Origin of the sequence: Sinorhizobium terangae (assembly GCF_029714365.1) — a bacterium.
Taxonomy (GTDB): domain Bacteria; phylum Pseudomonadota; class Alphaproteobacteria; order Rhizobiales; family Rhizobiaceae; genus Sinorhizobium; species Sinorhizobium terangae.
The window spans coordinates 1,403,829-1,430,194 of the sequence record NZ_CP121660.1 but is presented as its reverse complement, the minus strand read 5'-3'; the positions used below and the strand labels follow the sequence as shown (position 1 = coordinate 1,430,194).

27 protein-coding genes are annotated in these 26,366 nt (G+C 62.0%); 16 read left to right on the top strand and 11 right to left on the bottom strand.

Annotated features, from left to right (window positions below; translation table 11 throughout):
- The first annotated feature begins 4 nt into the window (after nucleotides 1-4).
- The 5 genes from fghA (at nucleotide 5) to QA637_RS25250 (ending at nucleotide 4,779) form a co-directional block, all read left to right on the top strand.
- Nucleotides 5-835 (top strand): S-formylglutathione hydrolase, encoded by an 831-nt coding sequence (gene fghA, locus QA637_RS25270; protein WP_153440528.1) that lies wholly within the window; start codon nucleotides 5-7, stop codon nucleotides 833-835.
- A 13-nt stretch (nucleotides 836-848) separates the two neighbouring features.
- On the top strand, nucleotides 849-1,262 hold the full coding sequence (locus QA637_RS25265; protein ID WP_283065442.1) for a c-type cytochrome: 414 nt from the start codon (nucleotides 849-851) through the stop codon (nucleotides 1,260-1,262).
- 272 nt (nucleotides 1,263-1,534) lie between these two features.
- On the top strand, nucleotides 1,535-3,340 hold the full coding sequence (gene xoxF5, locus QA637_RS25260) for a lanthanide-dependent methanol dehydrogenase XoxF5 (protein WP_153440526.1): 1,806 nt from the start codon (nucleotides 1,535-1,537) through the stop codon (nucleotides 3,338-3,340).
- A 76-nt stretch (nucleotides 3,341-3,416) separates the two neighbouring features.
- The gene (locus QA637_RS25255; RefSeq protein ID WP_283065440.1) at nucleotides 3,417-3,953 is read left to right on the top strand and encodes a c-type cytochrome, methanol metabolism-related; all 537 of its coding nucleotides are present in this window, start codon (nucleotides 3,417-3,419) and stop codon (nucleotides 3,951-3,953) included.
- Nucleotides 3,910-4,779 (top strand): substrate-binding domain-containing protein, encoded by an 870-nt coding sequence (locus QA637_RS25250; protein ID WP_346283770.1) that lies wholly within the window; start codon nucleotides 3,910-3,912, stop codon nucleotides 4,777-4,779. Before QA637_RS25255 ends, QA637_RS25250 begins: the two co-directional genes overlap by 44 nt.
- Nucleotides 4,780-4,791: 12 nt before the next feature.
- Here the strand turns inward: QA637_RS25250 and QA637_RS25245 are convergent, their stop codons facing one another.
- Nucleotides 4,792-5,301 (bottom strand): DUF3280 domain-containing protein, encoded by a 510-nt coding sequence (locus QA637_RS25245; protein ID WP_283065436.1) that lies wholly within the window; start codon nucleotides 5,299-5,301, stop codon nucleotides 4,792-4,794.
- A gap of 120 nt (nucleotides 5,302-5,421) precedes the next feature.
- On the opposite strand from QA637_RS25245, the gene QA637_RS25240 reads away from it, so the two are divergent.
- The 4 genes from QA637_RS25240 (at nucleotide 5,422) to gfa (ending at nucleotide 8,599) form a co-directional block, all read left to right on the top strand.
- A complete protein-coding gene (locus tag QA637_RS25240) occupies nucleotides 5,422-6,609 on the top strand; it encodes an ABC transporter substrate-binding protein (RefSeq protein WP_153440522.1) in 1,188 nt (395 codons plus the stop codon).
- Nucleotide 6,610: 1 nt separating this feature from the next.
- Nucleotides 6,611-7,585, top strand: coding sequence for a YVTN family beta-propeller repeat protein (locus QA637_RS25235; protein WP_153440521.1), 975 nt, complete (start codon nucleotides 6,611-6,613; stop codon nucleotides 7,583-7,585).
- A 231-nt stretch (nucleotides 7,586-7,816) separates the two neighbouring features.
- Nucleotides 7,817-7,978 carry a hypothetical protein gene (locus QA637_RS25230; protein ID WP_234886949.1) on the top strand — a complete coding sequence of 54 codons (162 nt, stop codon included), beginning with the start codon at nucleotides 7,817-7,819 and terminating at the stop codon, nucleotides 7,976-7,978.
- 51 nt (nucleotides 7,979-8,029) lie between these two features.
- On the top strand, nucleotides 8,030-8,599 hold the full coding sequence (gene gfa, locus QA637_RS25225) for an S-(hydroxymethyl)glutathione synthase (protein WP_153440520.1): 570 nt from the start codon (nucleotides 8,030-8,032) through the stop codon (nucleotides 8,597-8,599).
- Nucleotides 8,600-8,762: 163 nt separating this feature from the next.
- On the opposite strand, the gene QA637_RS25220 is transcribed toward gfa, so the two are convergent.
- The 9 genes from QA637_RS25220 to QA637_RS25180 are packed head-to-tail and all read right to left on the bottom strand — an operon-like array spanning nucleotide 8,763 to nucleotide 17,978.
- On the bottom strand, nucleotides 8,763-9,329 hold the full coding sequence (locus tag QA637_RS25220; RefSeq protein ID WP_283065434.1) for a thioredoxin family protein: 567 nt from the start codon (nucleotides 9,327-9,329) through the stop codon (nucleotides 8,763-8,765).
- A gap of 3 nt (nucleotides 9,330-9,332) precedes the next feature.
- Complete coding sequence (gene rpe, locus QA637_RS25215) at nucleotides 9,333-10,019, bottom strand: ribulose-phosphate 3-epimerase (protein WP_283065432.1); 687 nt, start codon at nucleotides 10,017-10,019, stop codon at nucleotides 9,333-9,335.
- A complete protein-coding gene (gene cbbX, locus QA637_RS25210; RefSeq protein ID WP_283065430.1) occupies nucleotides 10,016-10,951 on the bottom strand; it encodes a CbbX protein in 936 nt (311 codons plus the stop codon). The genes rpe and cbbX overlap by 4 nt, the downstream gene beginning before the upstream one ends.
- Before the next feature lie 13 nt (nucleotides 10,952-10,964).
- Entirely contained in the window at nucleotides 10,965-11,354 is a 390-nt protein-coding gene (locus tag QA637_RS25205) for a ribulose bisphosphate carboxylase small subunit (protein WP_153440516.1), read from the bottom strand.
- A 26-nt stretch (nucleotides 11,355-11,380) separates the two neighbouring features.
- Nucleotides 11,381-12,841, bottom strand: coding sequence for a form I ribulose bisphosphate carboxylase large subunit (locus QA637_RS25200; RefSeq protein WP_283065428.1), 1,461 nt, complete (start codon nucleotides 12,839-12,841; stop codon nucleotides 11,381-11,383).
- Nucleotides 12,842-12,867: 26 nt separating this feature from the next.
- On the bottom strand, nucleotides 12,868-13,947 hold the full coding sequence (gene fba, locus QA637_RS25195; protein ID WP_153440514.1) for a class II fructose-bisphosphate aldolase: 1,080 nt from the start codon (nucleotides 13,945-13,947) through the stop codon (nucleotides 12,868-12,870).
- A gap of 2 nt (nucleotides 13,948-13,949) precedes the next feature.
- Nucleotides 13,950-16,037 carry a transketolase gene (gene tkt, locus QA637_RS25190; RefSeq protein ID WP_283065426.1) on the bottom strand — a complete coding sequence of 696 codons (2,088 nt, stop codon included), beginning with the start codon at nucleotides 16,035-16,037 and terminating at the stop codon, nucleotides 13,950-13,952.
- 10 nt (nucleotides 16,038-16,047) lie between these two features.
- Nucleotides 16,048-16,917, bottom strand: a complete 870-nt coding sequence (locus QA637_RS25185) for a phosphoribulokinase (protein WP_283065424.1) — start codon at nucleotides 16,915-16,917, stop codon at nucleotides 16,048-16,050.
- 11 nt (nucleotides 16,918-16,928) lie between these two features.
- Nucleotides 16,929-17,978: a class 1 fructose-bisphosphatase gene (locus QA637_RS25180; protein ID WP_283065423.1), complete on the bottom strand. Its 1,050-nt coding sequence runs from the start codon at nucleotides 17,976-17,978 to the stop codon at nucleotides 16,929-16,931.
- Between the two features lie 115 nt (nucleotides 17,979-18,093).
- Between QA637_RS25180 and QA637_RS25175 the strand changes: the two genes are divergently transcribed.
- From QA637_RS25175 to pqqE, 6 genes are all read left to right on the top strand, one after another.
- Nucleotides 18,094-19,035 (top strand): LysR family transcriptional regulator, encoded by a 942-nt coding sequence (locus tag QA637_RS25175; RefSeq protein WP_283065421.1) that lies wholly within the window; start codon nucleotides 18,094-18,096, stop codon nucleotides 19,033-19,035.
- Nucleotides 19,036-19,401: 366 nt separating this feature from the next.
- Entirely contained in the window at nucleotides 19,402-19,497 is a 96-nt protein-coding gene (pqqA, locus tag QA637_RS25170; protein ID WP_026187092.1) for a pyrroloquinoline quinone precursor peptide PqqA, read from the top strand.
- Nucleotides 19,498-19,724: 227 nt separating this feature from the next.
- Nucleotides 19,725-20,636 carry a pyrroloquinoline quinone biosynthesis protein PqqB gene (gene pqqB / locus QA637_RS25165; RefSeq protein WP_283065416.1) on the top strand — a complete coding sequence of 304 codons (912 nt, stop codon included), beginning with the start codon at nucleotides 19,725-19,727 and terminating at the stop codon, nucleotides 20,634-20,636.
- The gene (pqqC, locus tag QA637_RS25160; RefSeq protein ID WP_184108688.1) at nucleotides 20,633-21,403 is read left to right on the top strand and encodes a pyrroloquinoline-quinone synthase PqqC; all 771 of its coding nucleotides are present in this window, start codon (nucleotides 20,633-20,635) and stop codon (nucleotides 21,401-21,403) included. The genes pqqB and pqqC overlap by 4 nt, the downstream gene beginning before the upstream one ends.
- Nucleotides 21,400-21,711, top strand: coding sequence for a pyrroloquinoline quinone biosynthesis peptide chaperone PqqD (pqqD, locus tag QA637_RS25155; protein WP_153440509.1), 312 nt, complete (start codon nucleotides 21,400-21,402; stop codon nucleotides 21,709-21,711). Before pqqC ends, pqqD begins: the two co-directional genes overlap by 4 nt.
- On the top strand, nucleotides 21,708-22,835 hold the full coding sequence (gene pqqE / locus QA637_RS25150; RefSeq protein ID WP_153440508.1) for a pyrroloquinoline quinone biosynthesis protein PqqE: 1,128 nt from the start codon (nucleotides 21,708-21,710) through the stop codon (nucleotides 22,833-22,835). The genes pqqD and pqqE overlap by 4 nt, the downstream gene beginning before the upstream one ends.
- Nucleotides 22,836-22,912: 77 nt before the next feature.
- Here the strand turns inward: pqqE and QA637_RS25145 are convergent, their stop codons facing one another.
- A complete protein-coding gene (locus QA637_RS25145) occupies nucleotides 22,913-24,034 on the bottom strand; it encodes a CapA family protein (RefSeq protein ID WP_283065413.1) in 1,122 nt (373 codons plus the stop codon).
- Nucleotides 24,035-24,300: 266 nt separating this feature from the next.
- Between QA637_RS25145 and acs the strand changes: the two genes are divergently transcribed.
- Complete coding sequence (gene acs, locus QA637_RS25140) at nucleotides 24,301-26,331, top strand: acetate--CoA ligase (RefSeq protein ID WP_153440506.1); 2,031 nt, start codon at nucleotides 24,301-24,303, stop codon at nucleotides 26,329-26,331.
- The last annotated feature ends 35 nt before the right edge of the window (nucleotides 26,332-26,366 follow it).

The following is a 26,366-nucleotide window of genomic DNA, read 5'->3' as shown; positions in this document are numbered from 1 at the left end:
GAACATGGAACTGGTAACGCAAAATCAATGCTTTGGCGGGACGCAGTCGGTTTACCGGCACCTGTCCGAGGTCTGCGGTGTCGAGATGACCTTCGGCCTCTATCTGCCGCCGCAGGCGCGGACGCGTCCGGTCCCGCTGCTGTGGTATCTCTCGGGGCTGACCTGTACCCATGAGAACGCCATGATCAAGGCGGGCTTGCAGCGGCACGCGGCGGAAGAGGGGCTGGCGCTGGTCTTCCCCGATACCTCGCCGCGCGGCGAAGGGGTGGCCGACGACGAGGCCTACGATCTCGGACAGGGCGCAGGCTTCTACGTCAACGCGACGCAGAAGCCCTGGGCACGGCACTACCGGATGTATGATTACATCGTCACGGAATTGCCCGCCCTGCTGCAGGAGCAATTACCGCTCAACGGCATCAACGGTGTTACCGGGCACTCGATGGGCGGTCATGGCGCGCTGACGATCGCCTTTCGCAATCCTTCGCTGTTCCGCTCGGTTTCCGCCTTTGCACCGATTCTCAATCCGACCCGGTCCGACTGGGGCCGCAAGCAGTTCTCGGCCTATCTCGGCGACGACGAGGCCCATTGGGGCATGTACGACGCTTGCCTGCTCCTCAGCGAACTCGGCTGGCAGGGCGACATCCTGATCGATCAGGGCTCGGCAGACCAGTTCCTGGGACAGTTGCAGCCCGAGGCGATGGCCCGGCTCATGGCCGAGCGGCGCCAGGCCGGCGTCCTCAGGATGCAGGCGGGATATGACCATAGCTACTACTTCGTGGCGAGCTTCGGCGAAGACCACGTGCGCTGGCATGCAGAGCGGTTGAACGCCGCGTAAGGGAGAGGAAGGCATGGCTTTCAGACTTGGTACCGCACTGACCGCAGCAGCCGTATTTGGCGGAGTTCTCGCAGGTTCGGCTGCGCCGGCGCTTGCACTTGATCCGGCTGCCGGCGACCCGGCAGCGGGCAAGACGGTGTTCCGCAAGTGTCAGGCCTGCCATGCGATAGGTCCGGATGCCAAATCGAAGACCGGTCCGCTGCTCACCGGTGTGGTCGACCGCCCGGCCGGCAAAATCGAAGGGTTCTCCTATTCGCCAGCCATGACCAAGGCGGCGGAGGGCGGATTGACCTGGACCCCTGACAAGATCGCTGAGTTCGTGACCAATCCGAAAGCCTTTTTGCCCGGCACGAAGATGACCTTTGCGGGATTGCGCAAGGACCAGGAGCGCGCCGATCTGATCGCATATTTGGCAACGTTTCCCTAAGGCGCGTCGCATTCGTTTCGAGCCGTGCGATGCGCTTTAAGTCTTTGATTTCATGCATGTCGTTGTCCCGAAGCCGCGGCACACTTTCAGGCGACACGCACTAAAGCGAAGGAGGAGCCGAATACCAGAAGCATGAGGAAGATGCCCCGGCCTCGTTGAAGCGGCGGGGGTAGTGTCGCAGGCCGATACCGGGAAGTGAGGAGACCCACGAGGTTTTCCCGGGGCGAGCGGGTTGAATGGCCCTGATCGGCAGCACTCAAGAGGAGGATGAAATGAAACGACTTCTTACATTGCTTGCCATCATGTCGATAGGCGGCAGCGCGCAGGTCGCTCTCGCCAACTCGGAATTGCAGAAGCTTATCGACGATCCCAATCAATGGGCTATCCAGACCGGCGACTACGCCAATCTGCGCTACTCGAAGCTTGACCAGATCAACAAGGACAATGTCGGGAAACTGCAGGTGGCATGGACTTTCTCGACCGGCGTGTTGCGCGGTCACGAAGGTGCGCCGCTCGTCATCGGCGACATCATGTATGTCCATACGCCGTTCCCGAACACGGTCTACGCGCTGGATCTCAAGAAAGACGGCCAGATCCTCTGGAAATACGAACCAAAGCAGGATCCGAACGTCATTCCCGTGATGTGTTGCGACACCGTCAATCGGGGCGTGGCCTATGCGGATAACAAGATCTTCCTGCATCAGGCCGACACAACGGTCGTGGCGCTCGACGCCAAGACCGGCAAGGTCATCTGGAGCGTCAAGAACGGCGATCCCTCCAAGGGCGAGACAAACACCGCCACCGTCATGCCGGTGAAGGACAAAGTGCTCGTCGGCATCTCCGGCGGCGAATTCGGCGTGCGCGGCTCCGTGACGGCCTATTCGATGGCGGATGGCAAGCTCCTGTGGCGCGGTTATTCCATGGGCCCGGACAGCGATACGCTGATGGATCCAGAAAAGACCACGCACCTCGGCAAGCCGGTCGGCAAGGACTCGGGCACCGCCACCTGGGAAGGCGATCAGTGGAAGATCGGCGGTGGCACCACCTGGGGCTGGTATGCCTATGATCCCGAACTGAACCTCATGTATTACGGATCGGGTAACCCCTCGACCTGGAACCCGACCCAGCGGCCCGGCGACAACCGCTGGTCGATGACCATCTGGGCGCGCGACGTCGATACCGGCATGGCCAAATGGGTTTACCAGATGACGCCCCACGACGAATGGGACTATGACGGCGTCAATGAGATGATCCTGACCGACCAGCAGATCGACGGCAAGGATCGCAAGCTGTTGACCCACTTCGACCGCAACGGCTTCAGCTATACGATGGACCGTGTCACCGGCGAATTGCTGGTGGCGGAAAAGTTCGATCCCAAGGTCAACTGGGCGAGCGAAGTGGTCATGGATCCGAAGTCCGACCAGTACGGTCGACCGCAGGTAGTGGCGCAGTTTTCGACCGAGCAGAATGGCGAGGACACCAACTCGACTGGTATCTGCCCGGCGGCGCTCGGAACCAAGGACCAGCAGCCCGCGGCCTATTCGCCGAAGACTGAACTGTTCTACGTGCCCACCAACCATGTCTGCATGGACTACGAACCGTTCCGGGTAAACTACACCGCCGGTCAGCCCTATGTCGGGGCGACGCTATCGATGTATCCGGCGGCTGACAGCCATGGCGGCATGGGCAATTTCATTGCCTGGGACAACAAGGAAGGCAAGATCAAGTGGTCCCTGCCGGAACCCTTCTCCGTCTGGTCGGGCGCTCTGGCGACAGCCGGTGACGTGGTCTTCTACGGAACGCTCGAGGGCTATCTGAAGGCGGTCGATGCCGCGACAGGCAAGGAGCTCTATCGCTTCAAGACGCCTTCCGGGGTGATCGGCAACGTGATGACCTACGCCCGTGACGGCAAGCAGTACGTCGCCGTGCTCTCGGGTGTCGGCGGCTGGGCCGGCATTGGTCTGGCAGCGGGCCTGACCAACCCGAATGAGGGTCTCGGAGCAGTCGGCGGCTATGCGGCCCTCAGCAACTACACCGCGCTCGGCGGCACGCTCACCGTGTTCAAGCTGCCGGATTGAAGCGGCAATCCTCGCCAGGGAATGGGCGCGGGCAGTGAAGCTCGCGTCCATTCGTCCCCGCCTAAAAGGACATAAGATGACCAGAACCAGACACGCGATACCGTTGATCCTTTCCGCATTGACGCTTTTTGCCGGCCCCGCAGGCGCGGAAGATGCGTCGGCGCCAAAGGACAACATCACCGCCGTCCGCAGCGAGAACGGGCGGTACTATACCGCCGATGACGTTCCGACCTTCAATATCGCCAAGGATGGCACGGTTGACTGGATGACCTATTCGGGCTTCCGCCGCTATCATTCCGAATGCCACGTCTGTCATGGCCCGGAGGGCGAGGGCTCGAGCTACGCGCCAGCCTTGAAGAACTCCGCGATAAATCTGGACTACTACGCCTTCCTCGAAGTCGTCACGAACGGACGCAAGAAGGTGAACGTGGCCGAGCACTCGGTGATGCCCGCATTCGGCGAGAACGCCAATGTCATGTGTTATCTCGACGACATCTATACCTATTTGAAAGCGCGTGGCTCCGGTGCCTTGCCGCGGGGACGCCCGGCCAAGAAGGAAGCGAAATCGGATGAGATCCGGGATGCTGAAAAGTCGTGCCTCGGCAGTAACTAGCGTCGCCGCAGCAGTCAGCGTTCTCGTCCTGGCCGTCGTCCGTATCGGTCCGGCAATGGCGCAGACGTCGGATCTGGTGTCGAAGACAGCTTTTCGTGTCTGCGCCGATCCGGCCAATCTGCCGATGTCGGATCGCTCGGGCGCAGGGTACGAGAACAAAATTGCCGAGCTCATGGCGTCCAAGCTTGGACTGCCATTGGACTACACGTGGTATCCAATGGCCACCGGCTTCATTCGCAAGACATTGCAGGCCAATGCCTGCGATGTGGTCATCGGCTATGCCCAGGGCGATGAACTTGTATTGAACACCAACCACTACTACACCTCGGCCTATGTGCTGATCGTCCCGTCGAGCGGTCCACTGTCCGGCGTGACCAAGCTGTCCGATCCACTCCTCAGGGACAAGCGGATCGGCATCATCGCTGGAACCCCGCCCGCGACGCATATGGCGCGGAACGGACTGTTGCCCAAAGCCAGGCCGCACCATCTGATGGTCGATCGACGCTACGAGGATCCGGCCGACGAGATGCTCGCCGACCTGAAATCTGGCGCCATAGACGCGGCGATCCTCTGGGGGCCGATCGGCGCCCCCTTGGTCAAGGCGAGCCATCCGGACCTGAAGGTGACGCCGCTCTTGTCGGAGCCGGCGCTGCCGAAGCTCTTCTACCGCATCACCATGGGCGTCAGGCAAGGCGAGAAGGTCTGGGAGCGCAAGCTGAACTCCCTGATCCGCCGAAATCAGCCCGAGATCAACGCCATTCTCACCGAGGCGGGTGTGCCGCTCGTGAACGATATGGGCACAGGGCCGCTCAAGGCATCACAATGACGCCTGCCGGCCTCACGTTTTGAAGAAGTGGTTTTTCAGGATGTAGCGAAGGCCGCGCAGCCAGCTGTCGTTGGTGTTCGAGCGAATGTCGACCGCGAGGCCGCGCAGCATCTCGCCAGAGCGCACGTCGCGTAGCACGAGGCTTATCGACAGAATGAGGTTGGATATTTTCCGCACTTCGCCAACCAGCACATAGTCGGCCCCGAGCCGGGCGGCCATGCGCACGTCGCAGCCGTTGCAGTTGGCGGGGTTCACCGTGTTTGCGAGATCGGCCGCCACGGGATCACTGGAGAGGATGACGAAGCCTTCCGCTGCGAAACGGTCGCGCGCGGCACCCTCCAAGAGTTCAAGCCGCGCCGCTTCGTCGGCGCGCACACCGTTGTAGGCGCCCTCCGTCGACAGATCGATGAAGGTCACGCCGAGGAATGCCACCTTGGCACCCGACATCAGCGGCTTGTCCAGCCCCGCCACGGCGAGTGTCGGCAACAAGGCCAGGATCAGCGCTGTCAGGATGCGTTGCATGGCTCAGCCTAGCACAGGCTTTTTGCGAAACTACGCTCCTTAAGTATCGGTTTTGCAACAAAAACTGCGCTGTTAATCTCCTCCCCAAAGGGAGTGTCAGACTGGGAGGTCGTTCCGGCAATGTCCAACCTACGGCTTGCGCTTGCCGCCTTTTGCGCGGCGATGCTTGTCGCGCTCCCCTTGCGGGCAATGGAGGTGAAGGCTGCCGTGCTCAGGATCGACCGTGCGGTCGGCACGCCGATTTCGCGGCTCGACGCGCTACCTGCCGATCTGGGCTTTGCCGGCGCCATCGTAGGCAACGAGGACAATCGGACGACCGGCGCATTCACGGACACGGACTACACGCTGAAAACGCAGGCAGTTTCACGGGACAAGGCGGCGGCAGCGCTGGACGCGCTGAAGGCAGAAGGCTTCGGCCTGATCACGGTGATCGCCGATGGCGACGCCCTGAAGGCGCTGTCAGACCGGGCCGGGCCCGAAGTGCTGCTTTTGAACGCAGGCGCTCGCGACGAGACGCTGCGCGACGCCGACTGCCGGGCCAATGTACTGCATGTCTCGCCGAGCCGCGCCATGCTCAGCGATAGTGTCATCCAGTTCCTCATGTGGAAGAAATGGCCGCGTATCCTCTTGATCCACGGCTCGCATCCCGAAGACCAGCTTCTGGCCGAAAGCTACCGCAAATCGGCCGCCAAGTTCGGGGCGGAGATCGTCGAGGAGCGCGAGTTCGTCGACACCGGCGGCGCCCGGCGCACCGATACCGGCCACGTCATGGTGCAAAAACAGATTCCCGCATTCACCCAGGATGCCGAGGATTACGACGTGATCATCGCGGCCGACGAGGCCGGCGTCTTCGCACCCTACCTGCCTTATCACTCCTGGGATCCGCGGCCTGTGGCAGGATCCGCGGGCCTGCGCCCGGTGTCCTGGCATGCCGCCCATGAAGCCTGGGGCGCGACGCAGTTCCAACGCCGCTTCGAGAAACTGGCCGGCCGCGGCATGCGCGAGGAGGACTACCAGGCCTGGCTTGCCATGCGGGTGATCGGCGAAGCGGTGACGCAGTCCGGCAAGACCGATCCGGCGTCGGTCAGGGCCTATGCCCTTTCTGAGGATTTCGAACTGGCTGCGTTCAAGGGCCAGAAGCTGACCTTCCGTCCCTGGAACGGGCAAATGCGTCAGCCGATCCTTTTGACCGATGGGCGGGTGACGGTGTCCGTTTCGCCGCAGGATGGCTACCTGCACCAGCATTCGCCGCTCGACACGCTGGGCACGGATGCACCCGAAACCGCTTGCCACGCCTTTGGAGGATAGAATGCTGAGATCCGCAGTGTTGCTCTTGCCGGCCGTTCTGATGTTTGCCGGCCCTGCTGAGGCCAACAAGGTCTTCGTGACCAATGAACGCAGCAACAACGTGACAGTGCTCGACAGCCAAAGCTGGGAGGTGATCGCCACCTTTCCGGCCGGCAACAGGCCGCGCGGCATCACGATCAGCCCCGATGGCAAGGAGCTCTATGTCTGCGCTTCGGATGACGACACCGTCCGGGTCTTCGATCCCGAAACCTACAAGGAACTGCATACGCTGCCGTCAGGCGCCGATCCGGAGCTGTTCGTTCTCGATCCCTCAGGCAATCCGCTCTACGTGGCGAACGAGGACGACAATCTGGTAACGGTCGTGGACGTGAAGACGCGTCAGGTGGTGGCCGAGATACCGGTCGGCGTCGAACCGGAAGGCGTTGCGGTCAGCCCGGATGCGAAGACCATCATCAACACCTCCGAAACCACCAATATGGCGCATTTCATCAACGCCTCCACCTACGAGATCGAGCACAACGTGCGGGTGGACCAGCGCCCGCGCTACGCCGAATTCACGGCCGACGGCAAGAAGCTTTACGTCAGCTCTGAAATCGGCGGCACCGTTTCCGTGATCGACCTGGCGGCGCCCGAGCCGACGATCGCCAAGAAGATCGGCTTTGCCGTGCCGGGCATTCTGCCGGAATGGTTGCAGCCGGTGGGTGTCAAGGCGACCAAGGATGGCTCCCGCGTTTTCGTGGCGCTCGGCCCGGCCAACCGGGTTGCGGTGATCGACGCCGTGAAGGACGAAGTTCTCGACTACCTGCTTGTCGGGCAGCGCGTCTGGCAGATGGCATTCACCCCGGACGAGGAATTCCTGATCACCACGAATGGCAACTCAAACGATGTCAGCATCATCGATGTCAAAGAGGAAACGGTGATCCGCTCGGTTCAAGTCGGCGAGCAGCCCTGGGGCGTCGTGGTCGCTCCGAACTAAGAAGAAGCAATGCAGCCGGAAGGTGCAGACCTTCGTTCAGTGAGCCGGCCGGAAATGACAGTTTTGGGGGAGGAGGCGATGAACTCCTTCTGCTGCTCTAGATCGTATCGGACGAACTCCTGTATCGGCCCCTGGGCATAGTGCTGGTTTACGCGCTTTCATTCATCGGCGTGATGCGCGAGGCGCTGCTCTGCAGCCGTCAGAACGCCGCGTGCGGCGCTGGAGGACGGCATGATCAAGGTCGATGTCAGACGAAAGGCATTCGGCGGCGACGAGATCCTGCGCGACATCCATTTCGAGATGGACAAGGTGCTCGACAGTGCCCGTTTGCAGGCGGTCGACGCCGAAAACCGACACTTTCCGCTATATTGCCGCCGACGGCATTTGCCTTGATCCTGCTTTCTCGGGAAGGACCTGAAGACGTTCAAGAGAGAGGAGGAACAGATGCTCAAGCTACATCCGTCCATCGACAACGGCTTTCCGCCCGCCAGCCCGGACTTCCAGGGCGGCACGCTGAAATGCAAATGCACTACCAATCCGGTGACCGTCAGGATCGATGCACAGACGGCACACAACCATGCCTGCGGCTGCACCAAATGCTGGAAGCCAAATGGCGCGATCTTTGCCCAGATCGCGGTTGTCAGCCGCGACAAGGTGAACGTCACATCCGGTTCGGAAAAGCTGCAGATCATCGATCCAAGCGCAACGATCCAGCGCTACGCCTGCAAGGATTGCGGTACGCACATGTATGGCCGGATCGAGAACACCAAGCATCCCTTCTATGGCCTCGATTTCGTGCATACCGAGCTCAGCGACGAAACCGGTTGGTCGCCGCCGCAATTTGCAGCCTTCGTATCCTCCGTGATCGAAAGCGGCGTCAGCCCCGACAGGATGCCGGACATCCGTGCACGCCTGACCGAACTCGGCCTGCCCCCCTACGACTGCTTGTCTCCTGCGCTGATGGACGCAATCGCCACGCATATCGCAAAACAGTCCGGCGCATTGCCGGCCTGACAAGAGAGCCCAACACCTCCTCCCTCGGACCCCGCCCGTTTGTCTCCTGTTAGGAGGCGCTCCCAACGGGTGGGGTTTGAGGCGTTTACGGCCAAGTCGGTTGGAGGCACCCCCTCTGCCCGGCAGGGCAGAGGGGGTGGCTAACCCGTCGGCGAAATGGGATTCAAGCCTGATAGGCCGATGCTTTCCATTTGATGGCACAGCCTATGGAGGGCTGTTGTTCCGATGGGCCTTTGCCGAACAGCGCGACCATGACCATGGCCTCGTAAAGGTCGCGCCTCAGATCGGCAGGGCCGATCTCCTTGCGCGAGGCGTCCAGTCGCCCGCGATATTGCAGCTTCATGTCCTTGTTGAAGCCGAAGAAGTCCGGCGTGCAGACGGCGCCATAGGCTTTCGCGACGGATTGGTCCTCATCGTAGAGATAGGGAAAGGGCAGGGCGTTTTGCGAAGCGAAGCGCTTCATGTTGTCGAACGAGTCTTCCGGATACGTGTCGGCGTCATTGGCGTTGATCGCCACGAAGCCGACGCCGTGAGTCTTGAGGCCGACCGCGTCCCGAACGATCCGGCCAATGACCGCTTTCACATAGGGGCAGTGATTGCAGATGAAGGCAACAACCAGCCCCTTCGGGCCGGCCCGATCGAATATGGAGTGAGTGAGACCATCGACGCCGGGAAGCCTGGCGTCGACCGCCGGCCAGCCGAAATCACAGATAGGAGGTGTCGCGGCCATGGCTCATGCCGCTTTCTTCATCGCGCCATCGGAGGCCGCACGGATGGCCGCGATGTTTTTCGCGTAGGCTTCCTCGCTGCCACCCTTGAACACCCCGGAGCCGGCAACCAACACGTCCGCACCGGCGGCGGCAACGAGCGGTGCCGTTTCCGGCGTCACGCCGCCGTCGATCTCGATGTGGATTGGACGGCTGCCAACCATGGACTTCACGCGCCGCACCTTCTCGACGACCGATGGAATAAAGGCCTGGCCGCCGAAACCCGGATTGACCGTCATCAGGAGGACGAGGTCCAGTCGGTCCAGCACATATTCGATGGCGGTTTCCGGCGTCGAGGGATTGAGCGACACGCCGGCCTTGCAGCCGAGGTCGCGGATCGCCTGCAACGACCGGTCGAGGTGGGTAGTCGCTTCGGCATGAACTGTGATGATGTCGCAGCCGGCCTCGGCGAAGGCACCGAGAAACGGGTCGGCTGGTGCGATCATCAAGTGACAGTCGAACACCTTGTCCGTTCGGCTCCGGATCGCCTTGATGACCGGTGGCCCGAAGGTGATGTTCGGCACGAAATGGCCGTCCATAACGTCAAGGTGGATCCAGTCGGCACCCGCCCGGCAGACGGTCTCGACCTCTTCGCCGAGTCTTGCGAAATCAGCCGACAGAACCGAAGGGGCTATGATGGTCTTCTCGCTCATGACGAAGTCTCCGGATGATTGGGCTCTCCCATGCTGAACACGCGACTTGCGGAAATGTCCCGAGCCGTGATGGTTGAGAGTTGCTCGGCGTCGACCGGGCCGACGGTTTCCTCGAACAGGCGGTTTGCCTGCCGCAGTCGCGCCCGGTCGAGCGCGTTGCGGATCGAGCGCGCATTGGCGAAATGCGGCTGGCGCCGGCGGCGCGCGATGTAGTCGCCCATCACCGCTGTCGCCTTGGCGTCAAATCGATAGCCCTGACGGCTGAGCATGCTCTCTGCAATCGACAGGAGCTCGCCGTCGTCGTAGTCGGGAAAATCGATATGGTGGGCAATGCGCGAGCGGAAGCCCGGGTTGCTCTCGAAAAACCGGTCCATGCGGTCGGCGTAGCCGGCGAGAATGACGACAAGATCGTCGCGGTTGTTCTCCATGACCTGCAGCAGGATCTCGATCGCTTCCTGGCCGTAGTCGCGCTCGTTGTCCGGACGGTAGAGATAATAGGCCTCGTCGATGAACAGCACGCCGCCCATTGCCTTCTTCAGGATCTCCTTGGTCTTGGGCGCCGTGTGGCCGATATACTGTCCGACCAGATCGTCGCGCGTCACCGACACGAGATGTCCCTTGCGGATATAGCCGAGCCGGTGCAGCAGATTGGCCATGCGCAAGGCGACCGTCGTCTTGCCGGTGCCGGGATTGCCGGTGAAGCTCATGTGCAGCGACGGCGGCTCGTGGGTGAGGCCCATCGCACGGCGGGCCCGTTCAACGAGCAGCAGGGCGGCCGTCTCGCGGATCCGCCGCTTCACGGGTTTCAGGCCAACGAGCTCTCGATCCAGCTCGTCGAGGATTTCGGCGACGCCGGAGGCCCTGTATTCCTCGGCGAGGTCGACCGATGTCGGCAGGCTTTCGGTGCTCGATTGGGCTTGCGGCATCGCCATCTTGTCTGCTCCTTTATCGCTGCGTTTCCCAGGCATAGCGCTGGCTGCGACCGCGGCTTTCCGTGCGGGTCATTCGCAGTTTTGGCTCGTTGTCGGGACGGTTGACGATGAAGGACATCGTCACAGTCTCGAGGCCGCGGCTGGAATCGAAGGCATTCAGGCGGATGTAATCCTGCGGATGGGCTTTGCGGCAATCCTCCAACTCCATCATGACGCCCTTGGCATCCTTGAGGTCGAACATCGGATTGCCCCACATTTCCCAGTAGGTGTTGCGGGGATGCGGATCGTCAGTATGCTCGACGCCGATCGCCCATCCCTTACCGAGACAGTACTCCACCTGTGCCGTTACCTGTTCGTCCGTCAGGTCCGGCAGGAACGAGAAGCATCCTTGAGTGATACGCATGTCGTCTCTCCTTATTCCTGTATCCGTCAGGCGACGCTTACGCTCGGTACGAAGTCCGAAGTATCCGTCGGGGTATAGTTGAAGCTGATGTTGCCCCAGGTCTCGAGGGCCGCTTCGAGCGGCTTGCACCACTTGGCCGCTGCCCTGAGGATCTCGGGACCTTCATGGGCGATGTCGCGGCCTTCGTTGCGGGCAAGCACCATGGCTTCCAGCGCGACCCGATTGGCTGTGGCGCCTGCCTGTATGCCCATGGGATGACCGATCGTGCCGCCGCCGAACTGCAGCACGACGTCATCACCGAAAAGATCGAGCAACTGGTGCATCTGGCCGGCGTGAATGCCGCCCGACGCCACCGGCATGACCTTCTTGATGTCGGCCCAGTCCTGCTCGAAGAAGAGACCTCGCGGGAGGTCGACCTCATTCTTCATTTCGCGGCAGACATTGTAGTAGCCCTGCACGGTCAAGGGATCTCCTTCGAGCTTCCCGACGGCAGTGCCTGCATGCAGGTGGTCGACGCCGGCGAGCCGAAGCCATTTGGCGATGACGCGGAAAGAAATGCCGTGGCTCTTCTGCCGCGTGTAGGTGCCGTGACCGGCCCGGTGCATGTGCAGGATCATGTCATTCTGCCGGCACCATTCCGAGATCGACTGGATTGCCGTCCAGCCGATGATGAGATCGACCATGACGATAACCGAGCCAAGTTCCTTGGCGAATTCGGCGCGGCGGTACATCTCCTCCATCGTGCCGGCGGTGATGTTGAGATAGTGCCCCTTGACCTCGCCGGTGACGGCAGAGGCGTGGTTGACCGCCTCCATGCAGTAAAGGTAGCGGTCGCGCCAGTGCATGAAGGGTTGTGAGTTGATGTTCTCGTCGTCCTTCATGAAGTCGAGACCGCCCTTCAGCCCCTCATAGACGACGCGGCCATAGTTCTTGCCCGAGAGTCCGAGCTTCGGCTTCGTGGTGGCGCCAAGCAGCGGCTTGCCGAACTTGTCGAGCCGTTCGCGCTCGACGACGATGCCGGTCGGCGGACCCTTGAAGGTCTTCACATAGGCGACGGGAAGGCGCATGTCCTCGAGCCGTGCTGCCTTCAGCGGCTTGAACGAGAAGACGTTGCCGATGATCGACGCGGTCAGGTTGGCGATCGATCCTTCCTCGAACAGGATCAGGTCGTACGCGACGTAGCAGAAGTACTGCCCCGGCGTTCCAGGTACCGGATCGACCCGATAGGCCTTGGCGCGGTATTGGTCGCAGGCGGTCAGACGATCGGTCCAGACGACCGTCCAGGTGGCTGTCGAGCTTTCGCCGGCAACCGCGGCCGCCGCCTCGATCGGATCGACGCCCTCCTGCGGCGTAATCCGGAAAAGCGCGATCAGATCGGTGTCCTTCGGCTCGTAGTCGCCGTTCCAGTAGCCCATCTGCGCATATTTGAGCACGCCGGCCCTGTAGCGTTCCTTGCCCTTGATCTCTGTCTTTGCATCGGCGTTCATGACAAAGTCCTTTCCTCTGGATGTGGTCAGGCGGCTTGCGACTGCGCCGTCTGGGGTTTGAGCGAGCCGCTCGCGTAGCGCCGGGCCATCTCCGCGATCGGCACGACCTTGATGCGGGATGCGTTGCCGGCGGTGCCGAAGGCCTCGAAACGGGCCTTGCAGACCGCCGACATGGCGTCCATGGCGGGCTTCAGGAACTTGCGCGGATCGAATTCGCTGCGGCTCGTGTCGGCGACGCGGCGAAAGGCAGCGGCCGCCGCCAGGCGCAAATCCGTGTCGATGTTGACCTTGCGCACGCCGAAACGGATGCCCCGCACGATCTCCTCGACCGGCACGCCGTAGGTCTCCCGCATTTCGCCGCCATGGGCGTTGAAGACATCCTGCCATTCCTGCGGCACCGAGGAGGACCCGTGCATGACGATGTGGGTGTCGGGTAGCCGGTCATGGATCCTCTCGATCACATCCATGGCGAGCACTTCGCCGGTCGGCTTGCGGCTGAACTTGTAGGCGCCGTGCGAGGTGCCGATGGCGACCGCCAGGGCATCGACCTCGGTCTCGGCGACGAAGCGGGCGGCCTCGTCCGGGTCGGTCAAGAGTTGCGAACGATCGAGCGCACCTTCGAAGCCGTGGCCGTCCTCGGCTTCGCCATGGCCGGTTTCGAGCGAGCCGAGGCAGCCGAGCTCACCCTCGACCGATGCGCCGACCATATGGGCGAGGCGGCTGACTTCCGCGGTGATCGCAACGTTGTAGGCATAGTCCGCGGGGGTCTTCGCATCCTCCTTCAACGAGCCATCCATCATCACGGAAGTGAAACCATGCTGGATCGCCGTGAGGCAGGTCGCGACATTGTTGCCATGGTCCTGGTGGATGCAGAGCGGGATGTCGGGATACATAGCTTCGAGTGCTTCCATCATCTTGGCGAGCATGATGTCGTTGGCATAGGAGCGGGCGCCGCGCGAAGCCTGGAGGATCACAGGTGCGTCGCAGGCGCGCGCCGCTTCCATGATCGCCAGGCCCTGTTCCATGTTGTTGATGTTGAAAGCCGGTACACCATAGGTGTGTTCGGCGGCATGATCGAGCAACTGGCGGAGCGTGATACGGGCCATGGTCAAACCTCCCTGGACGATGCGATGACGGCTTCGCCGGCCCGCATGGTGGTCCCGGTGCCGATGGGGCGCGCGTCCCGGAATTCCTTGCGAACGAGCCTCAACGCTTCGGCGATGATGTGGTCGGCGGTGATGCCGAAATGGCGGTAGAGGTCTCCCGCGGGCGCGGAAGCGCCGAAGCCGAGCATGCCGACGAAGGCACCGTCCGGCCCCATCCAGCGATCCCAGCCGAGGCGGCCGGCCGCTTCCACGGCAATGCGCGGGGCATCTCCGAGGACCTGCCGCTGATAGGATACATCCTGGACTTCGAATTTCTCCCAGCAGGGCATGGAGACCACCGCCGCTTCGATACTCTCCTCGGCCTGCAAGCGTTCCGCTGCAGCGACGGCGATCTCGACCTCGGACCCGGTGGCAAGCAGCGTAACGTCGCGGGCCCCACGCGCTTCCCTGAGGACATACGCCCCGCGCGCTGACAAATTCTCGTCGCCGTCGGTCTGGCGCAGCATCGGCAGAGCCTGCCGCGAGAGAGCGAGGACGCTTGGCGTCTTCTTCTCGCCAAGCGCGATCTCCCAGCATTCCGCCGTCTCGATGATGTCGGCGGGCCGGAAGACCTGGAGGTTCGGGGTGGCACGCAGCATCGCCAGATGTTCGACCGGCTGGTGGGTAGGCCCGTCCTCGCCGAGCCCGATGGAATCATGGGTCAGTACGTAGATGACGGGCAGACCCATCAGCGCCGAGAGACGGATCGCGCCGCGCGCGTAGTCTGAAAACACCAGGAAGGTACCGCCGTAAGGAATGAAGCCGCCATGGAGCGCGATGCCGTTCATGGCGGCCGCCATGCCGTGCTCACGGATACCGTAATGCAGGTAGCGGCCCTTGAAATTGCCAGGCGCAATCGGTTGGGTCTGAGACGTCATCGTCAGGTTCGAGCCGGTGAGGTCCGCGGAGCCGCCGACCGTCAAGGCCGTCGCGCCATTGATGACCTCAAGCGTCATCTGCGAGGCCTGGCGTGTGGCGACCTTGGAGGCTCTCTTGCGGTGTGCCGCTCGGAATTTAGCCAGCAGAGGAGCAAGGTCGTCGCCTAGTTGCCGGCCGACGGTTTGTTCGTAGCGCCTTTTCGAGCGGGAAGCATCCAGCCGGGTTTCCCATGCCTCGCGCGCCATCCGGCCTCTGACCGCCACCCGCTGCCAGGCGGACTTGATCTCGGGCGGCACGAAGAAGGGTGGGTGTGGCCAGGCGAGCTTTTCGCGTGTCGCGGCGATTTCCTTGTCGCCGAGTGCTGCCCCATGGGTCTTGTGCGATCCTTCCATGCTGGCTGCGCCCTTGCCGATCCGGGTGCGGCAGGCAATCAGCGATGGCTTGCGGGTCCGGTGCGCTCGCTGGATCGCCTTCGCCACGGCCTCGGGGTCGTGGCCATCGACGCGTTGCGCGTCCCAGCCGGCGGCGCGGAAGCGCGCAAGCTGGTTCATGGAGGTGGAGAGGTCGGTCGAACCATCGATCGATATCCGGTTGTCGTCCCAGAGCACGATGAGCTTGCGCAGCTTCAGATGTCCGGCAAGGTCGATCGCCTCGTGGCTGATACCCTCCTGCAGGCAGCCGTCGCCGGCCACCACATAGGTGAAGTGGTTGCAGAGCGAACTGCTGAACCGGGCGGCCATCATCTGTTCGGCAATCGCCATGCCGACGGCCGTGGCAATTCCCTGGCCGAGCGGGCCGGTGGTGGTCTCGATCCCAAGGGCATGGCCGTATTCGGGATGGCCGGCCGTTTTCGAGCCGAGCTGGCGGAATGCTGACAGCTCGGCCATCGGCATGTCGGCAAAGCCGATGAGGTGGTGGATGGCATAGATGAGCATCGACCCATGACCGGCCGAAAGCACGAAACGATCGCGATCCGGCCAGTCGGGCAGGGAGGGGTCAATCTTGATGAAGCGGTTGAAGAGGACGGTCACCGCGTCGGCCATGCCCATCGGCATCCCGGGATGGCCGGAATTGGCCTTCTGCACGGCATCCATGGCAAGAAACCGGATGGCATCGGCCATGTTGCGCTCCGATGCGGCGGGTCGGGCTTCGATCTGCTGCGAAACATTCATGATGTCCTCCTCACGACATGCGGTGTTTGCGCTCGAGCAGTTTGTGGATGAGCGGCGTAAAGATCAGCTGCATGGCGAGATCGAGCTTGTCGCCCGGCACCACGATGGAATTGGCGCGCGACATGAAGCTGTTGTGGAGCATCGACAGCAGGTAGGGGAAATCGATGCTTTGCGGTTTGGCGAAGCGGATGACCAGGATGGATTCGGCGTGCGTCGGTATCCAGCGGGCGATGAAGGGGTTGGACGTGTCGACGATCGGCACACGCTGGAAATTAATATCGGTGAGCGAAAACTGCGGGCAGATATGGTGCACATAGTCGGGCATGCGCCGCAGGATCGTGTCGGTTACGGCCTCGGTGGAGTAGCCGCGCGTCGCCTTGTCGCGATGGATCTTCTGAATCCATTCGAGATTGATCACCGGAACGACGCCGATCTTCAGATCACAATGCTGGGCGAGATTGACCGTCTCGGTGACGGCACAGCCATGCAATCCCTCATAGAACAGGAGATCGCTGTCGCCAAACTCTTCCCAGTTCGTGAATGTCCCGGGTTCCGCGCCATATTTCGCGGCTTCGGCGTCGTCATGCACGTAGTGACGCGTGCGTCCGATGCCGCGCCTGCCATATTCGGCAAAGACGCTCTCCAGGATTTCCAGTTCGTTCGCCTCGGCGGAGAAATGGGTGAAATCGACGCCTCGCGCTTTCTCCTCGGCTATCTTGCGGCGCATGGTTTCCCGGTCGTAGCGGTGGAAAGCATCCCCTTCGATGAAGGACGCCGAGACGTTCTCACGCTTGAAGATCTTTTCGAAGGTGTCCTTCACCGTGGTGGTGCCGGCGCCGGAGGAGCCGGTGATCGATATGATCGGGTATTTGGCTGACATACCGGTCTCCTTTAGGCGCGAAACAGACCGCGCTTGCCGAAAAGCGGCGCGCGTTCACCAATCATGTTCGGGTCGACGTGATAGCGGGCGACGCGCGCCACCTCGCGGCGCGAGCCGAAAGCCAGCGGCACGCGCTGGTGCAGGTTTTCCGGAACGAGATCGAGAATGCGGGTGATGGAGTTTGTGGCCGCGCCGCCGGCGTTCTCGATGATGAAAGCAATCGGGTTGGCTTCGTAGACTAGCCGCAGCCGACCCTGGTGGTATCCTTTTCGACCATCGGCGGGGTAAAGGAAAATCCCGCCGCGAACCAAGATCCGATAGGTGTCGGCGACCAGCGAGGCGATCCACCGCATGTTGAAGTCCCGCTCGCGCGGCCCCTCGGAGCCTGCCAGGCAATCGTCGACATAGAGCCGGATCGCCTCTTCCCAGTGTCGGTAGTTCGACATGTTGATGGCGAATTCGCTGGTGCGCTCCGGGATGCTGACCGACTTGTAGGCCTCTACGAAACATCCGAGCCGGTTGGAGAAGATGAAAATCTCCGTGCCCTTGCCGAGTGAGAGCACGAGGGCGGTTTGCGGACCATAGATAAAAAAGCCCGCCGCCAATTGCCGGTCTCCGGGTTGCAGAAAGGACTGGGAGGGGTCCACGTCCGGTCCCTTGGCGGCGGGAAGCACGGAGAAGATAGTGCCGATCGAGACGTTGTTTTCGATGTTCGACGAGCCGTCGAGCGGATCGATCGCAACAGCGAGATGCGCCGCCGGATTGAGCAGGACAGGCTTTTCCAGCTCTTCCGAGGCGTAGTATGCGACCGGCGCCCCCTGCAGGCACGACAGGAAGAGCTCGTTGCACAGGACGTCCAGATTCTTCTGCAGGTCGCCGTCTGAATTGCTGAACCCGGGGGTGCCACTGAACGCGGTATCGGGCGCTCCCTGATTCATGATTTTACGGACGACGAGGGCGGCCGTTGCCAGCCTCTGGATCACTGCGGCCACGTCCGGCGCCGGACCGTCGCCATTGGCTGTACGCGATGCGAGATAAGCCTCGAGAGTTGCGCCTGACATGATGTCTCCTCCCACGACGTCTCCTCCCACGATGTCCGGGAAAGGATGGCGCAAAAGGGCGGTTTGTAAAATTTATTCGATTGACTACAGAAGTTAGATTTACTTACTCTCTTGCATGCGCAACGTAACCCTTCGCCAACTCCGGACTGTTGAGGCCATTTGCAGGCTGGGGAAAATCAATCTCGCAGCCGAGGCTTTGCGTGTGACCGGACCGGCGCTCACCTTGCAGATCCAGCAGCTGGAACGGGACGCCGGCGTGCCGCTGTTCGACAGAACGCGCAACGGCATGGTTCCGACGGCTTACGGTATTGCCTTCCTGGAGGCGGCGCGGGCAGTTGAAGACAGCCTCGTCGGGCTCGAGGATTCGATCAGTGCCATCAAGGGGCTCAGGACCGGGCGGTTGCGTCTCGGTGTCGTATCGACCGGAAAATATTTCGCACCGCAACTGATTGCCGCCTTCCGCGATCAGACTCCGGGCATCGAGATCAACCTCTTCATCGGCAATCGCGCCGAGATCATCACAAAATTGAGGGATCATGAAATCGATGTCGCCCTTATGGGGCGGCCACCGCGCGATGTCGAGGTGCGCGCGCAAGTGTTCGGCGACCATCCGCTGGTCTTCATCGCCAACGCCGGTCATGCGCTTGCAGGTGTCCTGGAAATTTCGCGGGAGCGGATTGCCCAGGAGCAGTTCCTGGTACGCGAGAAGGGTTCGGGAACGCGCATCTCGCTTGAGATCTTTCTGAGCGGCACGCCGCACAGACTGGAGGAACTCGGCACGGAGATCGCGTCGAACGAGACGATCAAGCAGGCCGTCATCGCCGGTCTTGGGATCGCCTTCATCTCGGCCCATACTATCGAGCAGGAGGTGAAGCTCGGCCGGTTGGTCATACTCGATGTGGTGGAGACGCCGATCCGCCGGCAATGGTTCAGCGTATCACGCTTGGACCGCGCCACCACCCCGGCGATGCAGGCTTTCGAGCGGTTCCTGCTGGCGCAGGGCGCGAGATACCTGCCGGTGGTCAGCAAGCCCTATCCGGCCAACGCGTTCCGCTAGGCCGGTAGCGCTCCGGCAGATCAGTCGACGGAACGCACAATGTTCGCCGTCGCGAGGCAGGAAAACGCTGTGTCGACCGCCACCTTGGTCTTAATTGTGAGGCCACTGAACGGTTGATACCATTCAACATAGAGGGCGGAGGACCCTCGCACGGATCACCCGTAACCGCCGCAGTCAGGTCCGACGTGGACCGATAGCGGTTCCAAAACCCGGCGACGGCGACGCCGGGCATGTCGGTGCGGCGACAGGCCGCTCCGACTCTTCACCCGAGCGGCGCTCTGAGAGCAAAGCTTGTTTCGTGTTCGGCCCGGTTGCGAGGCGCCAGTAATGCGGGGCGGCACACAGATCTGGACGAATGGAGGAGACATGTCCTGGCATAAACCGAAATTCATTGAAGTCAGCTGCGCGATGGAAATCACCCGCTACGCTCCCGCGGACGGGGATGAGCCGATCCTGTTCTAGGTCGCGATGATTCCGGTCGGGTCGACGCAAGATCACGACCGTGATCCATTCCAAAAAGTTGGAGCGGGATACCGGCGGAAAGCGCGACACGTTTTCTCATCCCGCTCTACTGCATGATTCCTCGAATCGGGATCGGTTTGAGGCGACCTTTGCGCATCTCATAAAGACACGCGGCGCTGTGAGACGCGGCCCTACGAGGATCGGCCCGCAGCTCTTTGGGTATTCCGGTGAAGAAATCATCCGATGTTCGCATCATCGTTCTGGGGTCCGCCGCCGGCGGCGGCCTTCCGCAGTGGAATTGCGGCTGCCTGAACTGCACGATGGCGCGCGATCCGGGCTCCGCCCTCAAGCCACAGACCCAATCATCGCTTGCCGTCAGCCTCGATGGCGAGGCCTGGGCCGTCTTCAATGCCTCTCCGGACATCCGCCAGCAGATTGAGCACAATCGTCTGCTGCAGCCGCGCCGGCTGCGTCACAGTCCGATCAAGAGCGTCGTACTGACCAACGGCGACATCGATCATCTGGCGGGACTGCTTGTGCTCAGGGAAAAGCAGCCGTTCACGGTGTTTTCCACCTGTTCGGTCGGCGAGATCATCGCCGAGAATCCGGTCTTCCGCGTGCTCGATCCGGAGCTGGTTTCAAGGAGGAGCGTCGAGATCGAAGAAGCTTTCTTTCCGCTTCCCGACCTCGAGGCGCGGCTCTTCACTGTTCCCGGCAAGGTCCCGCTGTTCCTCGAAGAGGACGAGCCGGATCTGAACGTCGAGGGCGAAAACACGGTGGGGATCGAGCTTAAAGCCGGCAGCAAGCGCGTTTATTATATTCCCGGCTGTGGCGTGATGAATGCCGGTCTCGGCGCGCGCCTCGCGGATGCCGACGCTCTGTTCTTCGACGGCACGCTCTTTACCGACCGTGAGATGATCGCGACCGGTACGGGACGCAAGACGGGCCGCAGAATGGGCCACATGCCGATCAGCGGCGAGGGCGGCAGCCTCGACATACTCGATGGCCTGAACATTCGTCGAAAGGTCTATGTCCACATCAACAACACGAACCCGATCTGGCGGCCTGGCCCCGAGCGCACAGCGGTGGAAAGCCGCGGCTTTGAAGTCGGGTTCGACGGCATGGAGGTCAGCCTGTGACGACGGCAACTGGCAGAGAAGCTTTTCATGCGCGCCTTCTGGCGATCGGCGAGGAGCGCTATCACGACAAGCATCCTTTCCACGCGATGCTCCACGGCGGCCGCGCAACGATGGCGCAGGTCCGCGCCTGGGTGATCAACCGCTACTATTACCAGAGCCGCATTCCGATGAAGGACGCCGCCTTCCTGTCGCGCTGCGACGACCCGGACCTGCGCCGGGCCTGGCGCTCCCGGATCGAAGACCACGACGGCGGTATCGACGAAGGCGGCGGCATCCGCCGCTGGCTGCGTCTCGCGGAAGCGGTCGGCCTCGACCCCGCCTATGTCGCCTCGACGCGGGGCGTCCTGCCTGCGACCCGATTTGCCGTCGATGCCTATGTGTCGTTCGTGCGGGAGAAGCCCCTTGTCGAGGCGGTGGCCGCCTCTCTGACCGAGCTTTTTGCGCCGAAGATTCACTCGGAGCGCATTGCCGGGCTTCTGCAGCATTATGCGTTCGCGGACGATGCGGCACTCGCCTACTTTCGGCAAAGATTGACGGAGGCGCCACACGACGTCGAATTCGGTCTTTCTTATGTGCTCGATCACGCCGACACGGCGGAAAAGCAGGATGCCGCCGCCGCGGCGCTCACCTTCAAGACGGACGTTCTGTGGTCGCAGCTCGACGCGCTTTACTCCGCCTATGTGACGCCCGGCCTCATCCCGCCGGGCGGCTGGGACGGAGAGCAAGGTGTCGTCGGCGCGAAGACGCCCAGGGAGGCGGCGGAATGAGCGCCGATGCGGCGATGAATTCAGGGACCAGGATTTCAGGGGCGAGCGTCGTCAAGCTGGCACGCGGCGTGCGGCTGCACGAGGACCCGGTTCGCGGCCAGACGGTGCTCTTGGCACCGGAGCGGGCGATGGCTCTCGACGATATCGCCGTCGCGATCGTGCAAGCGCTTGACGGTGAGCGGAGCCTCGACCGGATCGTCGACGATTTTGCCCAAAAGTTCGACGCTCCCGCTGCCGAGATCGCTAGTGACGTCAGGGCTTTCGTCGAGGAACTCGCCAATCGCCGCCTGCTGGAGATCGTCGCATGAGCAGCGCCCTCGCCTCGACAAACCATTCCGCGTCCCCCGTAGCGCGCGTGCCGCCGCCGATGGCGATGCTGGCGGAGCTGACGCATCGCTGTCCGTTGGCCTGTCCCTACTGCTCCAACCCGATCGCCCTGACACCGGGGGACGAGGAGTTGTCGACCGAGGAATGGATCGACGTATTCAGCCAGGCGGTGGATCTCGGCGTGCTGCATCTGCACTTGTCCGGCGGGGAGCCGGCGGCGCGACGGGATCTCGTTGAACTGACGCGAGCGGCGGGTTCGCTGGGGCTTTACACCAATCTGATCACGTCGGGTGTCGGCTTGACCGAGACCAGAATCAATGACCTCGCCGCGGCCGGTCTCGACCACATTCAGTTGTCGATCCAGGGTGTTTCCCCCGAAAGCGCTGATCGGATCGGCGGCTACAAAGGTGGCCATGAACGAAAGATGGCCGTCGCAAACTGGGTGGCGGGCGCCGGCATCCCGTTGACAGTTAATGCTGTCTGCCACAGGCAGAACATGGGCGAGATCGACGGTATGATCGAGCTGGCGATCCAGCTTGGGGCGCGGCGGGTGGAGATCGCGACCGTGCAGTTTCATGGCTGGGCCGAGCGCAACAAGGCGGCGCTGCTGCCGACGCGCGAACAAGTCGAGCACGCCACGCGAACCGTCTCTGCGGCACGGGAAAAATATCAGGGCATCCTGGTGATCGACTATGTGCCGGCCGACTATTATTCGAAATACCCGAAGGCGTGCATGGGCGGCTGGGGCCGCGTCGGCCTGAACGTCACGCCCTCCGGCCGGGTGCTTCCGTGCCACGCGGCCGAAACGATCCCGAGCCTCACCTTCAAGACCGTCCGCGAAGACACGCTTTCCAAGATCTGGTACGAGAGCGACGCCTTCAACGCCTATCGGGGCGAAGACTGGATGCCGGAACTCTGCCGCAACTGCGAGCGCAAGCAGGTCGACTTCGGCGGCTGCCGTTGCCAGGCAATGGCGCTTGCCGGCGACGCGAGCACAACGGATCCGGTTTGCATCCGATCGCCGCTTCGCGAACGGTTGACGCGCGAAACCGAACGGCTTTCGGCGATGTCACCGGCCACTGCCTGGAGCTACCGCGGACGGTAGCGCTCATTCATGTCCGGAATGGGCTCTGATTTGCCCCACTCGGATGAACTGGTCGGTGTCCTGAAGCTTGCGCTCGATCACGACAAGGAAAGCCGCCAGCCCGACGCCTGTCGCACGCCAGTACCAAACCGCCGGCTGTTCCGGTTGAGCACTTCCGCGACCCATTCAACGTCCGTTCTGGATGGATAGGCGAGACTGAAGCGATGCGCCCGGAGGGGGGCGATTTCAAGCGCCGAGAGCTCGCCATTTGCCGGGTTGACGCCAGCAAAATACATCAGACGCAGGTCGCTCCGAAACTCCTCGTACCCCCTAATTCCTTCATAGTCATTGAGGAAATCGCCGCAGCCATAAAGGATGAGGCGGTTGCGATAGACTTCGATTGCCTTGGCGTGGTGCGATGAGTGTCCGTGCACGATCGACACGTCGGCTTCGTCAATTAGTGCATGCGCAAATTGCCGCTGAGCATCGGGGATGTCATCCCCCCAGTTGGGGCCCCAATGAATCGACGCGACCACCACATCCCGTGGCCGCTTCATCTTCACGATATGATCAGCAACGCGACTGGCGCTGGTCGGGGTAAGATCCGGCAGAAAATTCACGCCTGCCCTGTTCCCTGTCGCGGCCCAGCTAGGTGGGGTCCCGGCCGTCGGAGCGGCGAGCGCAAAGACGAGCACGCGTCCTCTCTTACCCGTTTCAAGGACGGCCGGCGCACTTGCTTCGGCCAAGTCGTGTCCGGCGCCGGCCGTCTTGATCTGCAGGCGGTCCAAGACCGCCAAAGTGTCGAGTAAGCCGGCATGTCCCCAATCAAGAACGTGGTTATTGGCAAGGACGCAACAGTCAACTCCGCCAACGACCAGGCAGGAAGCGTTTTCGGGGCTCATTCGATAGTTGATGCCCTTCGGGACATAATCGTTGCTGCGGGTTATTGCCGTCTCGAGATTGACGATGCGAACATCCGGGCTCGCGCGATCGAGTTCATTCAACGCCACCCCCCAGATATAGGCTGGCGCCGCCGGCCGCGGGATCGGCCCGTGCGCTTGTTCCGCAAGGCGGATGTAGTCACGCGCTGATTTACAATAGCCCTCATGCAGAACCGGATCGCACGGAACGGGCAGCACCTGGTCGATGCCCCGTCCGGTCATGACGTCACCGCAAAGGAAGAGCTGCATATGCAGACCGTTCTCAAGTGACCGCGCCATCGGATGCCTCCAGCTTGTGCTGCTGTTCGCGCCGTAACGACCTTTTGCAGCCTATCGCGCAGTACTCACATGCACCATCGAATTTCCCTCGGCCGGCAGGCTGCGAACGAGCCGCAGATGTCCCTCGCGCGAATTACGATACTGAACGGTATCGCGCTGGGCGACCGGCGCCAGCCTTTCGGTGCTGGCTCACAGGTGCTATCCTTAGGATTTCGCTTGGGATCCACGGCGCCCACAAGCGATAGGAATGACCTGGGAGGCAGCCTATGTCACAGGAAAGAGCCGCAGACGTGTCGGAGGCCGAGATCGCCGTCCACTGGCAGGAAGAGGATTACGTCAAACCATCCGAGAAATTCATCGCGCAGGCGAACCTGACCGACAAAAGGGTCCTGGAACGCTTCAGCCTCGACAACTTCCCTGATTGCTTCAAGGAGTACGCCGATCTTCTTGATTGGTACAGACCTTGGGACATCACGCTTGACACAGGCAAACCGCCGTTCTGGAGATGGTTCGTCGGCGGCAAGATCAACGCGAGCTACAACTGCATCGATCGCCACCTCGCCAAGCACAAGAACAAGACTGCAATCCACTTTGTCCCCGAAGCGGAGCAGGAAGCAATCCAGCACGTCACCTACCAGGAACTCTACGTGCGCGTGAACGAGGTAGCGGCGCTGCTGCGGGACTTCTGCGGGCTGAAACAGGGCGATCGAGTGACGCTGCACATGCCGATGGTGGCCGAGCTTCCGATCACCATGCTCGCTTGCGCCAGGCTCGGCGTCATTCACTCGCAGGTGTTCAGCGGCTTCAGTGGAAAGGCGACGGCAGACCGCATTGTCGATGCCGAGAGCCATGTGCTGATCACGATGGATGGCTATTACCGTGGCGGCCAGTTTCTCGATCATAAGCAAAAGGCGGATGTCGCTGTCAGCGAGGCAAAAAAGGAGGGCTTGTCGGTCGACAAGGTGCTGGTGTGGCAAAGGCACCCGGGCAGATACTCCAGTCCAACGCCCTTGGTTGAGGGTCGCGATTTCATCGTGAACGAGGTGTTGTCCGGTTACCGGCACCGCAAGATCGAACCGGTCGAGATGCCGGCCGAGGATCCGCTGTTCCTGATGTACACCAGCGGCACTACTGGCAAGCCGAAGGGCTGTCAGCACAGCACGGGCGGATATCTGTCCTATGTCGCGGGGACGTCGAAATACATTCAGGACATCCATCCGGAGGATGTCTACTGGTGCATGGCCGATATTGGCTGGATCACCGGCCATTCCTATATCGTCTACGGCCCGCTGGCGCTCGCCGCCTCTTCGGTCGTGTTCGAGGGCCTTCCCACCTATCCCGACGCCGGACGTCCCTGGCGCATTGCGGAAGAACTCGGCGTCAACATCTTTCACACTTCGCCGACGGCGATACGCGCGCTGCGGCGCGCAGGCCCCGACGAGCCGCGGAAATACGATCACCACTTCAAGCATATGACGACCGTCGGCGAGCCCATCGAGCCGGCGGTTTGGCGGTGGTACTACGACGTCGTGGGGAAGGGCGAGGCGGTGATCGTCGACACCTGGTGGCAAACGGAGAATGGCGGCTTCCTCTGCAGCACGGTTCCGGCCCTCCACCCGATGAAGCCGGGAAGTGCAGGACCGGCCGTGCCAGGCATTCATCCGATCATCTATGACGAACTTGGCAACGAAATTCCGCCGCGCTCGGGCCGTGCCGGAAACATCTGTATCCAGAACCCCTGGCCGGGCGGTTTTCAGACGATCTGGAGGGATCCGGATCGCTTCGTCGAACAATATTACGCGCGTTACTGCAAGGACAGGAAGAGCCTTGACTGGCGCGACTGGCCGTACATGGCCGGCGACGGCGCCTTGCAGGCGGCCGACGGTTACTATCGCATCCTCGGCCGCATAGACGACGTCATCAATGTGGCTGGACATCGGCTCGGCACCAAGGAAATCGAGTCCGCCAGTCTGTTGGTGGAGGAGGTCGCCGAGGCTGCGGTCGTCCCCGCCAGAGACGAGATCAAGGGCAAGGTGCCCGACCTTTATGTGTCGCTGAAACCCGGTCTCGCGCCGAGCGGGGCCATTCGCAAGCGCGTGGAGGATTCCGTGGTCCATGAGATTGGGCCGATTGCTCGGCCGCGCCGTGTCGTGATCGTCCCCGACATGCCGAAGACCCGGTCCGGAAAGATCATGCGGCGCGTGCTCAGGGCGATCTCCAACGATGAGGATGCCGGTGACATCTCGACACTGGCCAACCCGGAGGTCGTCGACGAGATTCGAAAGATAAAGGCCTAAGGCGCGTCGCGGATCAATGCGGCAGAGGAACGGTA

Excerpts from the sequence above, each read along its gene's own strand:
- fghA (WP_153440528.1), top strand. The coding sequence starts at position 5 with ATGGAACTGGTAACGCAAAATCAATGCTTTGGCGGGACGCAGTCGGTT.
- QA637_RS25265 (WP_283065442.1), top strand. The coding sequence starts at position 849 with ATGGCTTTCAGACTTGGTACCGCACTGACCGCAGCAGCCGTATTTGGC.
- xoxF5 (WP_153440526.1), top strand. The coding sequence starts at position 1,535 with ATGAAACGACTTCTTACATTGCTTGCCATCATGTCGATAGGCGGCAGC.
- QA637_RS25255 (WP_283065440.1), top strand. The coding sequence starts at position 3,417 with ATGACCAGAACCAGACACGCGATACCGTTGATCCTTTCCGCATTGACG.
- QA637_RS25250 (WP_346283770.1), top strand. The coding sequence starts at position 3,910 with ATGAGATCCGGGATGCTGAAAAGTCGTGCCTCGGCAGTAACTAGCGTC.
- QA637_RS25245 (WP_283065436.1), bottom strand. The coding sequence starts at position 5,301 with ATGCAACGCATCCTGACAGCGCTGATCCTGGCCTTGTTGCCGACACTC.
- QA637_RS25240 (WP_153440522.1), top strand. The coding sequence starts at position 5,422 with ATGTCCAACCTACGGCTTGCGCTTGCCGCCTTTTGCGCGGCGATGCTT.
- QA637_RS25235 (WP_153440521.1), top strand. The coding sequence starts at position 6,611 with ATGCTGAGATCCGCAGTGTTGCTCTTGCCGGCCGTTCTGATGTTTGCC.
- QA637_RS25230 (WP_234886949.1), top strand. The coding sequence starts at position 7,817 with ATGATCAAGGTCGATGTCAGACGAAAGGCATTCGGCGGCGACGAGATC.
- gfa (WP_153440520.1), top strand. The coding sequence starts at position 8,030 with ATGCTCAAGCTACATCCGTCCATCGACAACGGCTTTCCGCCCGCCAGC.
- QA637_RS25220 (WP_283065434.1), bottom strand. The coding sequence starts at position 9,329 with ATGGCCGCGACACCTCCTATCTGTGATTTCGGCTGGCCGGCGGTCGAC.
- rpe (WP_283065432.1), bottom strand. The coding sequence starts at position 10,019 with ATGAGCGAGAAGACCATCATAGCCCCTTCGGTTCTGTCGGCTGATTTC.
- cbbX (WP_283065430.1), bottom strand. The coding sequence starts at position 10,951 with ATGGCGATGCCGCAAGCCCAATCGAGCACCGAAAGCCTGCCGACATCG.
- QA637_RS25205 (WP_153440516.1), bottom strand. The coding sequence starts at position 11,354 with ATGCGTATCACTCAAGGATGCTTCTCGTTCCTGCCGGACCTGACGGAC.
- QA637_RS25200 (WP_283065428.1), bottom strand. The coding sequence starts at position 12,841 with ATGAACGCCGATGCAAAGACAGAGATCAAGGGCAAGGAACGCTACAGG.
- fba (WP_153440514.1), bottom strand. The coding sequence starts at position 13,947 with ATGGCCCGTATCACGCTCCGCCAGTTGCTCGATCATGCCGCCGAACAC.
- tkt (WP_283065426.1), bottom strand. The coding sequence starts at position 16,037 with ATGAATGTTTCGCAGCAGATCGAAGCCCGACCCGCCGCATCGGAGCGC.
- QA637_RS25185 (WP_283065424.1), bottom strand. The coding sequence starts at position 16,917 with ATGTCAGCCAAATACCCGATCATATCGATCACCGGCTCCTCCGGCGCC.
- QA637_RS25180 (WP_283065423.1), bottom strand. The coding sequence starts at position 17,978 with ATGTCAGGCGCAACTCTCGAGGCTTATCTCGCATCGCGTACAGCCAAT.
- QA637_RS25175 (WP_283065421.1), top strand. The coding sequence starts at position 18,094 with ATGCGCAACGTAACCCTTCGCCAACTCCGGACTGTTGAGGCCATTTGC.
- pqqA (WP_026187092.1), top strand. The coding sequence starts at position 19,402 with ATGTCCTGGCATAAACCGAAATTCATTGAAGTCAGCTGCGCGATGGAA.
- pqqD (WP_153440509.1), top strand. The coding sequence starts at position 21,400 with ATGAGCGCCGATGCGGCGATGAATTCAGGGACCAGGATTTCAGGGGCG.
- pqqE (WP_153440508.1), top strand. The coding sequence starts at position 21,708 with ATGAGCAGCGCCCTCGCCTCGACAAACCATTCCGCGTCCCCCGTAGCG.
- QA637_RS25145 (WP_283065413.1), bottom strand. The coding sequence starts at position 24,034 with ATGGCGCGGTCACTTGAGAACGGTCTGCATATGCAGCTCTTCCTTTGC.
- acs (WP_153440506.1), top strand. The coding sequence starts at position 24,301 with ATGTCACAGGAAAGAGCCGCAGACGTGTCGGAGGCCGAGATCGCCGTC.